This is a genomic window from Limnohabitans sp. (genome assembly GCF_044361985.1).
Lineage (GTDB): Bacteria > Pseudomonadota > Gammaproteobacteria > Burkholderiales > Burkholderiaceae_C > Limnohabitans_A.
This window is the reverse complement of the sequence record NZ_JBIKHV010000017.1, coordinates 1-14427: the sequence shown is the minus strand read 5'-3', so window position 1 is coordinate 14427 and position 14427 is coordinate 1. Positions and strand designations below refer to the sequence as shown.

The 14427-nt window shown below is 59.9% G+C and carries 11 protein-coding genes; 5 read left to right on the top strand and 6 right to left on the bottom strand.

Annotated features, from left to right (window positions below; genetic code table 11):
* Positions 1 to 18 precede the first annotated feature (18 nt).
* Positions 19 to 996: a Bug family tripartite tricarboxylate transporter substrate binding protein gene (locus tag ACIQ3A_RS05325; RefSeq protein WP_396430717.1), complete on the top strand. Its 978-nt coding sequence runs from the start codon at positions 19 to 21 to the stop codon at positions 994 to 996.
* A gap of 43 nt (positions 997 to 1039) precedes the next feature.
* On the opposite strand, the gene ACIQ3A_RS05320 is transcribed toward ACIQ3A_RS05325, so the two are convergent.
* The 5 genes from ACIQ3A_RS05320 to ppc form a co-directional block, all read right to left on the bottom strand.
* Positions 1040 to 1537, bottom strand: a complete 498-nt coding sequence (locus ACIQ3A_RS05320) for a bacteriohemerythrin (protein WP_396430716.1) — start codon at positions 1535 to 1537, stop codon at positions 1040 to 1042.
* Between the two features lie 118 nt (positions 1538 to 1655).
* Positions 1656 to 2498: a class I SAM-dependent methyltransferase gene (locus ACIQ3A_RS05315; RefSeq protein WP_396430715.1), complete on the bottom strand. Its 843-nt coding sequence runs from the start codon at positions 2496 to 2498 to the stop codon at positions 1656 to 1658.
* Between the two features lie 143 nt (positions 2499 to 2641).
* On the bottom strand, positions 2642 to 4336 hold the full coding sequence (locus tag ACIQ3A_RS05310) for an ABC1 kinase family protein (protein WP_396430714.1): 1695 nt from the start codon (positions 4334 to 4336) through the stop codon (positions 2642 to 2644).
* An 83-nt stretch (positions 4337 to 4419) separates the two neighbouring features.
* Positions 4420 to 5868, bottom strand: a complete 1449-nt coding sequence (gene argH / locus ACIQ3A_RS05305) for an argininosuccinate lyase (protein ID WP_396430713.1) — start codon at positions 5866 to 5868, stop codon at positions 4420 to 4422.
* Positions 5869 to 5965: 97 nt separating this feature from the next.
* Complete coding sequence (gene ppc / locus ACIQ3A_RS05300) at positions 5966 to 8815, bottom strand: phosphoenolpyruvate carboxylase (RefSeq protein WP_396430712.1); 2850 nt, start codon at positions 8813 to 8815, stop codon at positions 5966 to 5968.
* Positions 8816 to 8978: 163 nt separating this feature from the next.
* Between ppc and hemC the strand changes: the two genes are divergently transcribed.
* The 4 genes from hemC to ACIQ3A_RS05280 are packed head-to-tail and all read left to right on the top strand — an operon-like array spanning position 8979 to position 13077.
* Positions 8979 to 9896 (top strand): hydroxymethylbilane synthase, encoded by a 918-nt coding sequence (gene hemC, locus ACIQ3A_RS05295; RefSeq protein ID WP_396430711.1) that lies wholly within the window; start codon positions 8979 to 8981, stop codon positions 9894 to 9896.
* Positions 9893 to 10726 carry a uroporphyrinogen-III synthase gene (locus ACIQ3A_RS05290; protein ID WP_396430710.1) on the top strand — a complete coding sequence of 278 codons (834 nt, stop codon included), beginning with the start codon at positions 9893 to 9895 and terminating at the stop codon, positions 10724 to 10726. The genes hemC and ACIQ3A_RS05290 overlap by 4 nt, the downstream gene beginning before the upstream one ends.
* Positions 10723 to 11775 carry a uroporphyrinogen-III C-methyltransferase gene (locus ACIQ3A_RS05285; protein WP_396430709.1) on the top strand — a complete coding sequence of 351 codons (1053 nt, stop codon included), beginning with the start codon at positions 10723 to 10725 and terminating at the stop codon, positions 11773 to 11775. The genes ACIQ3A_RS05290 and ACIQ3A_RS05285 overlap by 4 nt, the downstream gene beginning before the upstream one ends.
* A 6-nt stretch (positions 11776 to 11781) precedes the next feature.
* Complete coding sequence (locus ACIQ3A_RS05280; RefSeq protein ID WP_396430708.1) at positions 11782 to 13077, top strand: heme biosynthesis protein HemY; 1296 nt, start codon at positions 11782 to 11784, stop codon at positions 13075 to 13077.
* A gap of 133 nt (positions 13078 to 13210) precedes the next feature.
* Here ACIQ3A_RS05280 and ACIQ3A_RS05275 read toward each other — a convergent pair whose 3' ends face one another.
* On the bottom strand, positions 13211 to 14233 hold the full coding sequence (locus ACIQ3A_RS05275) for a hypothetical protein (RefSeq protein WP_396430707.1): 1023 nt from the start codon (positions 14231 to 14233) through the stop codon (positions 13211 to 13213).
* Positions 14234 to 14427: the final 194 nt, after the last annotated feature.

Genomic DNA, 14427 nt, shown 5'->3' with positions numbered 1-14427 from the left:
TTAAAACGAGGAGACAACATGAGCTTTAAACGACATTTATTGAAGACACTTTTTTTGGCAACTGTGGGCCTGGCCTTGACGCCTGTGTTCGGGCAAAGCGATTACCCCAGTCGCCCCATCAAGCTGGTGGTGCCTTTCCCGCCAGGCGGCACCAGTGATGTGATGGGGCGCATCATGGCCGAGGAGTTGGGCAAGTTGCTCAAACAGCCCGTTGTGGTGGACAACATTGGGGGCGCAGGCGGCATTGTGGGCACCGATCGCGCCATCAAAATGCCAGCCGACGGGTACACCTTGATTCAAAGCGGGGTGGGCCAAAACGCGGTGGCCCATGGCCTGGACCCCAAGCTCAAGTACAACTCGATGACGGATCTGGTGCACCTGACCCAAATGCACTCGGGCCCCAATGTGCTGGTGGTGCACCCCTCCATGCCCTTCAAAACGGTCAAAGACATCGTGGATTACGCCAAGAAAAACCCTGGCAAGCTGGATTACGGCTTTACCCATGCGGCATCGGGGCACATGGCCATGGAGTTGTTCAAGCAGACCACGGGCATCTTTTTGACGGGCATTCCTTATCGGGGTGGGGGCCCCCTGTTGAATGACCTGCTGGCCGGTACCGTGCCCATGATCTTCATCAACCAGGATGCGGCTTTGCCCCACATCAAGGCCGGCAAGATTCGCCCCATTGCTGTCAGCAGTTTGCAGCGCAATGCGCTGTACCCCGAGGTGCCCACGGTGGCCGAGTCGGGTTACAAGGATTTTCAGGCTTTGTCATGGTCAGGCTTGTCGGTGGCCAAGGGCACACCGCAGCCTATTGTTGACAAACTGGAGTCGGCCATGGTTCAGGTGCTGCAGTCCGATGCGGTGCGTCAGCGGCTGACCTCGGTGGGTTTTGTGGTGCCCACATTGGGGGGCAAGGCGTACACCAGCTTTGTCAAAGACGAGATCGACACCTGGAGCAGAGTCATCAAGACTGCGGGCATCCAACCCCAATAAAGAACGGTTGGGGCCCGCAGGCGATGGGCTCAATCTCAGGTATTCAGCTGCTGCAGCTCACGCTGCCGCAGCCTGACATGGTGACGTTTTTAATGGCCGAGGGGTCGGCCAGAGTTTCGGTCTCGCTGTCAAAACCGACCGACTTCAAGTGCGCAGCCAAGCCTGCGTCCATGCTGGCCGAGTGGCCTGGAAACCATTCTGCCAAGGCTTCGGCCAACCGGGTGATGATCTGTGGGTCGGTGTCCAGGTAATGGGCTTCCACCGCGCGCATGGTTTCCAGAATGGTGGCGTGGTGTTCAGCATGGCAGTTGTCTGCTGCGAAACCTGTGGCCAGCATCCAGCGCTCTTCTTGTGCAAAGTGCGCCACGGTGTGGTCTAAAAATGCTTTGTATACCGGCAACTGCTGGTTTTCGGGGGTGGCCAGGATCGTGTTGATCATCACCACAAATTCTTGGTGCGTTTCGTCCATGCGCGGATCGCCGGTGTTCAGCGAGTCGGTCCAGGGCATCAGGTTAGGGGTGGCTGTGGCGGTGGTGGGCATGGTCTTGAAAAAAGCGAATAGAGGGTTGATCAAACAACAGATTGGATGCGAATTATCCTGAAAGTCGTGGCCACAAAACCTTTTTCGATTTCTTGGGCAGTCATGGCGGGCGTGGGCTTCAGGGCTCAGACACCCTCAAGTGTGCCATGCCATAAAGTGGCCCGCCCGTGAACACGTGCCAGCACATTTCGGCCCACGTCGCGCCCATGCCATAGACCTCTGAAACGCTGTGCTGAGAGAGTAACTCCAATCGTTCGTGGTATTGGGCAATTTCCTGGCCGTTGTGAACGCCCCAAGCGAAGGGTGCATCGGGTTCTTCAGGGTGTGCCAACAATGCGCTTGGCCCGATGGCCAGAGGCGACACGAAGTCCAACAGGAGCTCTGTGCCTTCAGGGGCGTTCTCGCCAATTTCCCGAATGATGCTTTTCACCTTGGAGGGCTGAAAGTACATCAGTACACCTTCGCAAACCACCAACACCGGGCGCTTTTGATCCTCTTCGCTGACGTACAAGCGGTTCCACCAGCCCGGCTGGGTGATGTCCATGGCCAGGTTGTAACAGTTCACAGACGTCTCAGGAATGAGGGATTGGCGCAAGTCAATCACCGGCTTCAGGTCAACGTCGAGCCATTCGTTTTTGCCGTTGCCCAGCCATTGAAAATAATGGGCCAGACCCGCGCCCAAATTGATGCCCAGACTGTGGGGGTAGCGCTTGAAAAAGTCTTTGCCGATGGCTTTGATTACGCCGGTACGCCAAAGCACACTCACCACCGTGGGGGCATCGTGGATGGATGTTTGTACCTCGGCCCCGATGGCAGCCAGCAGCTCCTGGGCATAACGGTCATGCGGGTCAAGTGTTGGAAACGCACTGCCACCTTGCGCGCGAGCAGCCAGTGGAAGCAGTAAGGTGCGCGGAACCCCCGTCAGATTTTCAAGCAGAGATGAGTGGGTTTGGAACTGCATGGCGGTGTCTCCTTGTGAACTCATCTGTCATGTCATCCCGAGAGATGTGGTCTGTGTTTTGTCGCGTCGAAAGATTCAGTTTTGCGTCTTGGAGACACAGGGTCTGTGCGTGGCATCACCCAAAGAAATTCTTATTCCGTGCATTAGTGGTCGTCGCTGTCGTGGTTGCTGTTCCAGATCGCGCGCACCAGCCACAAACCACCGAGCACTGCACCGCAAAATCCAAGAAAACCAAAGGCGGGCAAGCCCCACAATGTCGGCCCGCCTTGCACCGTCATCACAATGGACGAGCCGATGACCAGTGCTGCAATCACCAGTGCCATGGCCATGCGGTTGGCCGCTTGGTTGAGCTGGTTACCCACCCGTTTGAGGTGTGTCAGTTCCAGGCCGATGTGCAACTGTCCCCGGCGTGCATTGCGCAGCAGGCGTGATAAATCTCGGGGCAGTTGTTCGACCAGGCCGACGCTGCGTCGCAGCGCTTGCCAGGCGCGCTGTGCAAGTGCTTTGGGCTTGTAGCGTGCGCGCAGCACTCTGCGCAGCAAGGGCAGTGCCTCTGCCGTCATGTGAAAGCCAGGGTCCAGGCTGCGGCCCATGCCTTCGAGCGTGATGAAAGCCTTGATCAAAAGCGCCAGATCGCTGGGCAAAGCCAGGTGGTGTTCGCGCAGGATGGTGGTGACATCGCCCAGCATTTGGCCCAGACTCAGTTGGGCCAGGGGCACACCGTGGTATTGGTCGACAAATGCCTCGATCTCGCCTTCCAACTGGTCGATGTGGATGCCAGGCTCGTTGCCCGTCCAATCCAGCAGCACGTCTGCGACGGCCTGTGGGTTGCGCTCGACCAAGCCCAGCAACAATTTCAGCAAATCTTCCCTGCGACGCTTGGACAAGCGGCCAACCATGCCGAAGTCGATGAAGGCGATGGCGTTACCAGGCAGGTAAAAAACATTGCCAGGATGTGGATCGGCATGGAAAAAACCATCGTCCACGATCATTTTCAGGACCGCATTTGCACCACGCTGCGCCAGCAGCTTGCGGTCATATCCGTTGTTGTCCAGCAAGTGAAGTTGTTGACCTGCAATGCCGACGATGCGGTCTTGCACATTGATGCGTTCGCGCGTGAATGCCCAATGCACACGTGGAATCACGATCCACGGCAGCTGCGCCAAGTTGCTTGCAATGCGCTCAGCGTTGCGGCACTCGTTGGCCAGGTCGAGTTCGCGTTTCAAAGACCTGGCCAATTCGCGCACCAGTTGCTGGAGTCTGTAAGGCTTGAGCCACGGCAGCTGAGCTTCTGCCACCACGGCCAGCTTTTCTAGCCAACGCAGGTCTGCGGCAATGATCTCTGTGATGCCGGGACGGCGAATTTTCACAATGACATCGGTGCCGTCTTGTAACTTGGCGCTGTGCACTTGAGCGATGGAGGCCGCAGCCAAAGGGGTGGTGTCAAATTGTTTGAAGATGACTTCTGGCTGGGCACCCAGGTCTTCCAACAGTTGGGGCCGCAAGTCGTCCAGGGGGACTGCGGGCACGCCACTGTGAAGCTTTTCAAATTCGGCAATCCATTCGGGGCTGAACAAGTCGGCCCGACCCGCCAGTATTTGTCCCAGCTTCACAAAGGTGGGTCCCAGCTCTTCGAGTGCCAGCCGAACCTGGACCGGGGGCGGCACCCTGGCCAAGTCGGCGGCGTGTTCCCAATGGAGCGCATGGCCTGCTCGTGCCAGCGCATCGGTTAAGCCCAGGCGCCGCACGCTGTCGCCAAACCCATGGCGGATGAGTACCCCCAAAATCGTGTTCAGGCGCCCCAGGTCACGGGCTGCGCCCAGCGTTTCGATCAGCATCGGAGGATGCTAGGCGGGTTTGCATCCCGCAGGTTCATCAAATGACAGGCGTTTGATCCGCATCAAACGGCATGCTTGAGCGGTCAGATTTGTCGTGCCCGATGCCTTGCAATCTGCAAGCGCACCTGATCAGGGGCAGTGCCGCCCAGGGTGTTACGGGCGTTCAAAGAGCCCTTCAGGCTCAGCGGGCCGAACACGTCGGCTTCGATGCGGTTGTCGAATTTTTGCAGGGTTTCGAGCGGCAGCTCGGACAGGTCAACGCGCAGGCCTTGTGCGGTCTTGACGGCGTGGGCCACCACTTCGTGGGCATCGCGGAAGGGCAGGCCTTTTTTGACCAAATAGTCGGCCAAATCGGTGGCGGTGGCGTAGCCCTTCTTCACGGCGGCTTCCATGGCTTGGGCGTTGACGGTGATGCCGCCTTCCTTGAGGCCTGTGGCGGGGTTGAACTGGCCACCGACCATTTCGCTGAAGATGCGCAGTGTGTCCTTGAGTGTGTCCACGGTGTCGAACAACGGCTCTTTGTCTTCTTGGTTGTCCTTGTTGTAGGCCAGGGGTTGGCCCTTCATCAGGGTGATCAGTCCCATCAAATGGCCCACCACACGGCCTGTTTTTCCGCGCGCCAATTCGGGCACATCGGGGTTTTTCTTCTGCGGCATGATGGAGCTGCCGGTGGTGAAACGATCGGCAATGCGCACAAAACCGAAGTTCTGGCTCATCCACAAAATCAGTTCTTCCGAGAAGCGGCTGATGTGCACCATGCACAGGCTGGCGGCAGCGGTGAATTCAATCGCAAAGTCGCGGTCGCTCACGCCGTCCAGGCTGTTCTGGCAAACCTGGGCGTGGCCTTGCGCATCGACCATGCCCAAGCTGCGCGCCACGCGCTCGCGGTCCAAGGGGTAAGTGGTGCCCGCCAGTGCCGCGCTGCCCAGCGGCAGCCAGTTGGTGCGGCGACGCACGTCGCTCATGCGGTCGGCGTCGCGTGCAAACATTTCCACATAGGCCAGCAAGTGGTGCGCAAAGCTCACGGGCTGGGCCACTTGCAGGTGGGTGAAGCCGGGCATGATGACCTCAACGTTTTGCTCGGCCACGTCCACCAGGGACTTTTGCAGGTCGACCAACAGGTCAATGATCAAGTCCATTTCGGTGCGTAACCAAAGTCGAACATCGGTGGCCACTTGGTCGTTGCGGCTGCGGCCCGTGTGCAGGCGCTTGCCAGCATCGCCTACCAACTGGGTCAGGCGGGCTTCGATGTTCAGGTGCACATCCTCCAAGTCCAGCTTCCATTCAAAAGCACCCGACCCGATTTCTTGGGTGATCTGCGCCATGCCGCGCTGAATGTCAGCCAGATCGCTGGCGCCAATGATGTTTTGTGCGGCCAGCATCTCGGCATGGGCCAGGCTGCCGGTGATGTCGGCTTGCCAGAGGCGTTTGTCAAAGAACACGCTGGCGGTGTAGCGCTTGACCAACTCGCTCATGGGCTCAGAGAAAAGTGCAGACCAGGCTTGGGATTTTTTGTCGAGTTGGTTTGTCATAGATCTGGGATTTTATCGGGCTTCACAGGGCCCCAAACCCGGGGCCTGTTGACCCCGTTGGGCGTTTTTTGGTTGGCGATGCCTTGGGAAAACGCTCTCACCCCGTATTTCGCAAACCCGCCGCAATGCCGTTGATCGAAATGTGAATTCCGCGTTGCACCCGCTCGTCGGCTTTGCCTGCCCGGTAGCGGCGGATCAGCTCGACTTGCAGGTGGTGCAGCGGGTCGATGTAGGGAAAGCGGTGACGAATGGACCGGTCCAGCGCCGGATTGCTGGCCAGGCGGTTTTTTTCACCCGTGATCTGGGTCAGCGCGTCGGCCGTACGGTGCCATTCGGACTCAATCGCAGCAAATATTTTCTTGCGCAGGCGCAGGTCGCTGACCAGCTCGGCGTAGCGCGAGGCCAGGGCCAGGTCGCTTTTGGCCATCACCATGTCCATGTTGGACAGCAAGGTTCGGAAAAACGGCCACTGGCGGTACATTTTTTGCAAAAGGGCCAGGGCGGCTTTGCGTTCTGCGGCATCCGGTTTGTCCAGGTAAGCGGTCACCGCCGAGCCAAAGCCCAGCCAGCCAGGCAGAGTCAGTCGGCATTGGCCCCAACTGAAGCCCCAGGGAATGGCGCGAAGGTCTTCTATTTTTTCAAGCGCCTTGCGCGATGCGGGGCGCGAGCCAATGTTCAGTTGCGTCAATTCTTTGATCGGTGTGGCGCCAAAAAAGTAGTCGGTAAAGCCGGGCGTTTCGTAAACCAAGGCACGGTAGGCGCCCATACTGGCTTTTGACAATTCGTCTGCCACGTCCAGAAAAGCCCTCGTGGCGGGCTTGGTCGGTTGCAGCAGGGTGGCTTCGAGTGTGGCGGCGACCAAAGTTTCGAGGTTGCGGCGACCGATTTCGGGGTTGGCGTATTTGGAGCCAATGACTTCGCCCTGTTCGGTCAGGCGAATCTGGCCGCGCACGGTGCCAGGCGGTTGCGCCAGGATGGCCTGGTAGCTCGGGCCGCCACCACGCCCCACCGTGCCACCGCGACCGTGGAACATGCGCAGGGTGATGCCGTGGCTGTTTTGAAGTTTGTCAAACAATTGCACCAGGGCAATTTCGGCGCGGTAAAGCTCCCAGTTGCTGGTGAAGATGCCCCCGTCCTTGTTGCTGTCGGAGTAACCCAGCATGATGTCTTGCTCGCTGCCTGAGCGCTGAACCAGCGCTGCCACGCCAGGCAGTGCATAAAAGTCGCGCATGATCGGCGCTGACTGCGCCAGGTCTTCGATCGTCTCGAACAGGGGCACCACGATCAGGTCGTTGTGCGCCGAACTGTCCAGCGTGCCGCGCAGCAAGCCCACCTCTTTTTGCAGCAGCAGCACTTCCAGCAAGTCACTGACAGATTCGGTGTGGCTGATGATGTAGTGGCGTATGGCCTCCTTGCCAAAGCTGGCCAGCATGCGGCGAGCCATTTCAAAAATGGCCAACTCCGATGTGGTGTGCGCGCTGTAGTTGGCACCCATGACGCGCAGCGGCCGGGCGTCGTTCAGCAGGCTCAGCAACAGCGTTTGCTTGGCGTGTTCGTCGAGTTGGCTGTAATTTTTTTCCACACGCGCAGCGTTCAGCAGCTCAGTCACCACTTGTTCGTGTTTGTCCGAACTTTGGCGCAGGTCGACTGTGGCCAGGTGGAAGCCAAAGACCTCGACCGCACGAATCAGGGGATGCAGCCGCTGGGCGGCCAAAGCTTCAGCGTGGTGGCTGTAAAGAGAGGCTTGGATCACCTGCAAGTCAGCCTGAAACTCTTCTGCGCTGGCATAGGGGTTTTGCGGGGCCACGGCGTGGCGTGCTGCATCGCCCCCCGTCAGGTTTTTGAGCGTGGCGGCGAGTCGGGCATACATCCCGGTCAGGGCTCGGCGATAGGGCTCATCCAGGCGGTGTTCATTGGTGTCAGGGGACTTGGCGGCCAGTGCCAGCATGTCGGCGCCAAAGGGCACCAGCATGGCCGAAAGTGACAATTCACTGCCTAAAAAATGCACTTCGGTCAGGTAGTGGCGCAGGGCGACATCACTTTGACGGGTCAGGGCGTGTTCCAGTGTCTGCGCGGTCACGTTGGGGTTGCCATCCCGGTCGCCACCAATCCAATGGCCCATGCGCAAAAAACTGGCGACGCGCTGGCCGGGCAAGGCTTGCTCCAGTTCGGCATAGAGCTTGGGAATCTCACGCAAAAAGGTGGATTCGTAATAGCTCAGGGCATTTTCGATTTCGTCAGCGACGGTCAGCTTGGTAAAGCGCAATAAACGGGTTTGCCACAGCTGCATCACGCGGGCGCGCATTTGCAGTTCGTTGCTGGCCAGCTCTTTGGGCGTGAGGGCGTCTTTGGCGGCGTTCACGGCGGCGGCGCGGGCCTTGATGGCATCGCGCTCAGTCAGCAGGTGGGCAATGTCACGTTCTGCGTCCAGGATGCTTTTGCGCTGCACTTCGGTGGGGTGGGCCGTGAGCACCGGAGCCACGTAGCTGGTGGCCAGCATTTCTGAAATGCTCTTGGGCGTGATGCCCGCCCAGCGCAGGCGTTGCAGCGCGACGTCGATGCTCCCTTCCTGTGTGTGGCCCGCGCGTTCGTGGATGGCGCGGCGTCGGATGTGGTGGCGGTCTTCGGCCAGATTGGCCAGATGGCTGAAGTAGGTGAAGGCGCGGATCACGCTCACAGCCCGGTCGCCGGGCAGGCTTTTCAGCAGTTTCTTGAGCGCCTTGTCGGCTTCTTGATCGGCATCGCGCCGAAAGGCCACCGACAACTTGCGGATTTGCTCAACCAACTCATAGGCTTGCGGGCCTTCTTGCACCCGGATCACATCGCCAAGAATACGACCCAACAGGCGAATGTCTTCGACCAAGGGGCGTTCACTGTCGCGCTTTTCGCGGGGATTGCTGGTCTGGGCTGCTTTTTTGGGGGCGGTGGATTCCGGGGCCTGTTTCATCGGGGTGTCTGCTCTGAAGGGGGTGGGGCGCTGGAGATGCGGTTGGGGTTGGGGTTGGGGTTGGGTCCCATCGTCCATCGCCTCATGCTAGCATCGCCCGAGGACAAAAAATTACCAATTGATTTCATTTTGATGGGGTCAATTTTTTTCAGGAAATCCCGCCGTGACCGAGTCGAAAGTGCCCTCCATCGTCATCGCCACCCGTGAGAGCCGTTTGGCTCTGTGGCAGGCTGAACACGTTAAATCTTTGCTGGAAGCCCGAGGCTGCCAGGTCCGTCTTTTGGGCATGACGACTCAAGGCGATCAGATTCTGGACCGCAGCCTGAGCAAAGTGGGTGGCAAGGGCCTGTTCGTGAAAGAGCTGGAAGTCGCCTTGCAAGAAGGCCACGCCGACATTGCGGTGCATTCGCTCAAGGATGTGCCCATGGACATGCCCGAGGGTTTCGAGTTGGCTTGCGTGATGGAACGCGAAGACCCGCGAGACGCTTGGGTGTCGCCACAGTTCGCCCGTCTGGAAGACTTGCCGCAAGGCGCTGTGGTGGGCACCTCCAGCCTTCGCCGCACTGTGTTGTTGCGTGCCTTGCGGCCCGATTTGAAGATCGAGCCTTTGCGTGGCAACCTGGACACCCGCTTGCGCAAGCTCGATGAAGGACAGTACGCGGGCATTGTGCTGGCCGCAGCAGGTCTTAAACGCCTGGGTTTGTCCCAGCGCATTCGCCATATTTTTGAAACCGACCAGATGCTGCCCGCCGCAGGTCAGGGCGCGTTGGGCATTGAGATTCGCAGTGACCGAGACGACTTGCGCACCTTATTAGCACCCCTGGCCGATGCGCCCTCATGGCGCCGCGTGGCAGCCGAGCGCGCCGTGAGCCGGGCCATGGGGGGCAGCTGCTCCATGCCCTTGGCTGCTCACGCCACCATCGAGGGGGGCGTTCTCAAGCTGCAAGCGGCTTGGGGTGATCCGGAAGGCGCCACCACCTTGGTCATGGCCGAGGCCCATGCCAGCACCGATGGCTTGACAGCCGCAGAGGCCCTGGGGCTGAGTGTGGCGCAGGCCCTGCGTGACGGCGGAGCGCATTGAGTTCACCAGCCGATATGACGGGCGGGCCCGAATTGAACCATCCCCGGGTGATCGTGACCCGACCTGAGCGTGAGGCAATGGCTTGGGCGCAGGCTTTGCGGGCGCTTGGTGTGGACAGCGAAACATTGCCCTTGATCGAAATTGCTGGGTTGTCTGAAGCCTCGGGGTTGGTGCAGGCCTGGCAGGCGGGTGCCCATCACTTGGCCGTGATGTTTGTCAGTGCCAATGCGGTGCGTTTTTTCATGGCGGCCCAGCCTGAGGGCCTGGCGGTGCCAAATTGCCGGGCCTGGTCGACAGGCCCCGGCACCCGGGCAGCCTTGCTGGCGTCGGGCTGGCCCGAGGGCTTGATCGACTCCCCTGATGAAAAGGCCGCACAGTTTGACTCTGAAGCCTTGTGGACTTTGGTGGCAGGCCAGGTGCAGGCCGCCGTGGCTGAGGCAGTGCGTGCCCAGCCATCCGTCTTGATTGTTCGCGGTGCGGATGCCCAGGGCCAGGTGGCGGGGCGCGATTGGCTGGCCCAACAGCTTGAAAGCGAAGGTCTGCAGGTCTTTCAAGCCGTGGCTTATGTGCGCCAGGCTCCCGAATTGACGCCCGAGCAATGCCAGCGTGCACACCAGGCCATGACCGATGGCAGTTGGTGGTTGTTCAGCAGTTCCGAGGCGGCGCAGCACCTGCTTCAGGCGTGTCCGGACTTGCCTTTGTCGCAGGCGAGGGCGCTGGCCACGCACCCCCGCATTGCCCAGAGGCTTCTGGCATCAGGCTGGGGCAGGGTGGACACTGTGCCTGCCGGCCTAGCAGCCCAAGCAGAGTCTATAAAATCGCTGGCATGACCCCCACACCCGAAACTGTTTCATCTTTTGCAAAGCCCGTGGCTTCGGCACCCGCGCCCGTGTGGCTCGCATGGTTTCGGTGGCTTGCGATCGGGATGGCCAGCTTGGCTTTGCTGGTGTCGGTTTTGCTGTGGCAAAAGCTGTCACGCATTCAAGAGCAACTGGCTCGGCAAAGTGCAGATGCCGGGCAGCAGTCGCTGGAGGCCAAAGCATGGGCCAAACAGGCGCAGGAGACCGTGAAAGACAGCGCCGCGCGGCTGGCATTGGTCGAGGCGCGCTTGGGTGAAGTGGCCCTGCAGCGAGGACAGCTGGAAGAATTGATGCAAAGCCTGTCGCGATCACGCGATGAAAATTTGGTGGTCGACATTGAATCGGCTTTGCGCATGGCTCAGCAGCAGGCTCAGTTGACAGGCAGTGTGGAGCCTTTGTTGGCCACGCTCAAGTCGGCGCAGTTGAGGGTGCAGCGTGCTGCACAACCGCGTCTGGCCCCAGTCCTCCGGGCACTCGAAAAAGACCTGGATCGTCTCAAAACGGCCAATGTGTTTGATTTGCCAGGCTTGTTGATCAAGCTGGATGAGGGCGTGGCTTTGGTGGATGGCTTGGTGCTGGCCAATCAGGAGTTGCCGACAGCGGCCATGAGTCGGTCTTTGGCCGAAGCTGGCCGTTCCCCGCCCCCACCCCCGCCATCGTGGTGGATGGCGGGTTTGAACCAGTTTGCAGACCAGATCAAGGGCTTGGTGCGTGTGAGCCGCATCGAATCGCCCGAAGCGGCCTTGTTGTCGCCAGACCAGGGTTTTTTCCTGCGTGAAAACATCAAGCTCAAATTGCTCAATGCCCGTCTGGGTTTGTTGGCCCGACAAAAAGATGCGGCCCGAGCAGACCTGGCTTCTGCGGCCGTCATCGTGCGCCGCTATGCCGATGCCTCTTCTCGCAAAACAACCCAACTGCTGCAGTTGCTGGAGCAATCCGGTGTGCAGCTGAAAGCCAGCGAGATCCCGCCCCTGGAAGGGTCTTTGACCGCGTTGGCCACAGCTGCGGCGGGAAGGTAAGCGGGTATGCGCGCAGCTCTTTGGCTTATCAGTTTGTTTGCATTGGCCGCTGCAGCAGCATGGCTTGCCGGGCACAACCAGGGCACGGTGACTTTGTTTTTGGCGCCTTACCGGGTTGATTTTTCGCTCAATTTGGTGCTGTTGGTGTTGGGCCTGGTGGTGCTGGTGGTGGTGTTGGCACAGCAGGCTTTGTCGGCCTTGCTGTCGTTGCCCAAGCAGGCCAAGCGCTGGCGCCTTCAGCAAAAAGAACGGGCTGCCTATGCCGCGATGCTTGATTCGATCAGCCAGTTCATGGCCGGGCGTTTTTTGCGGGCGCGCAAGTCGGCGCAATCAGCGCTTGAAAAAGAAACACTATTGAGGGATGCGGGTCTCCAGCTTGACCATGCAGTCTCTTTGCGAACGGTGGCGCACATCATGGTGGCCGAGTCGGCACATGCCTTGCAAGACCGTGATTTGCGACAAATCCACTTGCAAGAGGCCATTCAGTCTGCAAAAGAGGGGTCGTCTTCGGAGCGCCAGACATTGACCGAGGGCGCCCAGCTTCGTGCAGCCCGCTGGTTGCTCGACGACAGGGATGCGGCTGGAAGCTTGGCTTTGTTGCAGGCTTTGGCACCAGCTTCAGCGCGTCGCATGGTGGCCATGCGGCTGCAGCTCAAAGCGGCCCGGTTGGCGGGCCAACCTGCAAAGGCTTTGGACACGGCGCTTTTGTTGGCCAAACATCGCGCATTCACGCCAGCAACAGCCAACAGCCTGGTGCGCAGCCTGATATCGGAGTGGTTGTCGCACACCCACGATGCCGATGCTGTTGTGCGTTTGTGGTTGAGCTTAACCCCAGCCCAGCGCAACATGCCTGACCTTGCCGCAGAAGCCGCGATGCGCCTGGTGGCTTTGGGCGGAAGCAGTGCGTTGGCCAGGCAGTGGCTCCAGCCTTTGTGGGCCTCTTTGCAATCGCAGCAGTCGAATTGGACGGCTGATCAGTTGACTCGCATGGTGCAAGCCATGGAGGCCAGTCTGACAGACATTCATGCAGACGATGCCCTGCAATGGTTGGCTCGGGTAGAAGCCGCCCAGCAAGCCCATCCCCAAGATGCGCGTTGGCAGTATCTGGCGGGCATGGTGTGTTTGCGCCACCAGTTGTGGGGCAAGGCACAAGGCCTTTTGGCTCAGGCGGTGAAGGGTTTGCAAGCCCCGACATTGAAGCGCCGGGCTTGGTGTGCGTTGGCCGAATTGGCTGAACAACGGCAAGAACCCGCAGCGGCGGCACAAGCTTGGAAGCAGGCCGCTTTGGTGCCCCAGAGCTGACATGCACGGATATCCTAGCCTTCAGCCCGATCGGTGAGTCCTGCTGAATACCGGTGTTTTTAGCCTTTTAAGTCATAAAAAAACCGGGTGATCAACCCGGTTTTTCAGCAGCGCGCAGCGCAGTTACGTGCGCTTAGAACGGCAAGTTCATGTCTTTCAGGTCTTTGCGTGTTTCCACCAAAACCAAGGGACCTTCATTCAGCACCACCGCAGGTGGACGCTCGCGTGGGACGCGGGCTGGCTTGATTTCAGCGGCAATGGCTGCCTGAACTGTCGCCACCTTGTCCGCATCCGAGTTGACCCAAACAAGACCAGAGTCCTGCGCCACCTGTTGCAGACTGTCGATTTGCAAGTGATAGCTGGCCGCTGAAGGCAAGGCTGCGCGAGTTGCCACTGCGGGTGCAGCCGGTGCAGCAGTCGCCACTGCCGCTGGGGCTGGGGCGGCCATCGGCTCGGCAACAGGTGCCACCGAAGCTGCTGCCGTCAGGTTGCTGGCAAGTGGGGCTTCAAGGGGTGCTTCGCCGATGGGCGCATGCACTTCCTGAGCCGCAGGGGTTGCTGCTGCCTGCTGGGCACGCTCAAAATAAGAGCGTGTAGCGGGCCGATCTTCGCCAGTGACTTCAGCGACGGGCGCAGAGGATGGGTCAGTGTTCAGATCAGCTTGTGTTTCTTCGCCAGGGGTTTCCTGGCGTGGTTCGCTTGCGCGTTCACGACGGTCACGACCGTAGCGATCACGCGAGCGGCGCTCACGTTTTTCCGAGGATCCGCTGCCATCCAGGTTGGCCTGGGCTTCTTGCCCTTCAGCAATGATCACCTCGGATTCAGGGGGGAGGGCATCGCTGGGCGCTGCTTCACCTTGGCGGCGTTCACCACCACGATCGCCACGCTCACGTCGGCCTTCGCCACCGCGATCGCCACGCTCACGGCGACCTTCGCCACGGCCTTCACCACGGCCTTCACCACGGGGCGCGCGCTCGTTGCGAACTTCATTGCCCTCGGCGTTCAGTTCTGGTTGGGCATCACTTCGGACTTCGTTTCTGCCTTCGTTGCGGTTTTCGCCGCGACCGTCGCGACGGCCTTCACGTGCAGGACGCTCTGCGCGTTCTCCTCGCTCATCACGTTCACCGCGAACAGGGCGGGCTTCTCCTTCACGCAATTCGCTGCGGCCTTCACGACCCTCACCACGGCCTTCACCGCGACGACCACCTTCGCGGGGTGCGCGGATTTCGCCAGCAGTCCCTTCGCTGCGCTCGCCACGTCGACCATCACGGCCTCCACGACGACCGTCACGGCGTTCGCCATCCCGGCCTTCTGTGCGCCCCTCTGAGCGGCGATCACCATTTCGGCTTT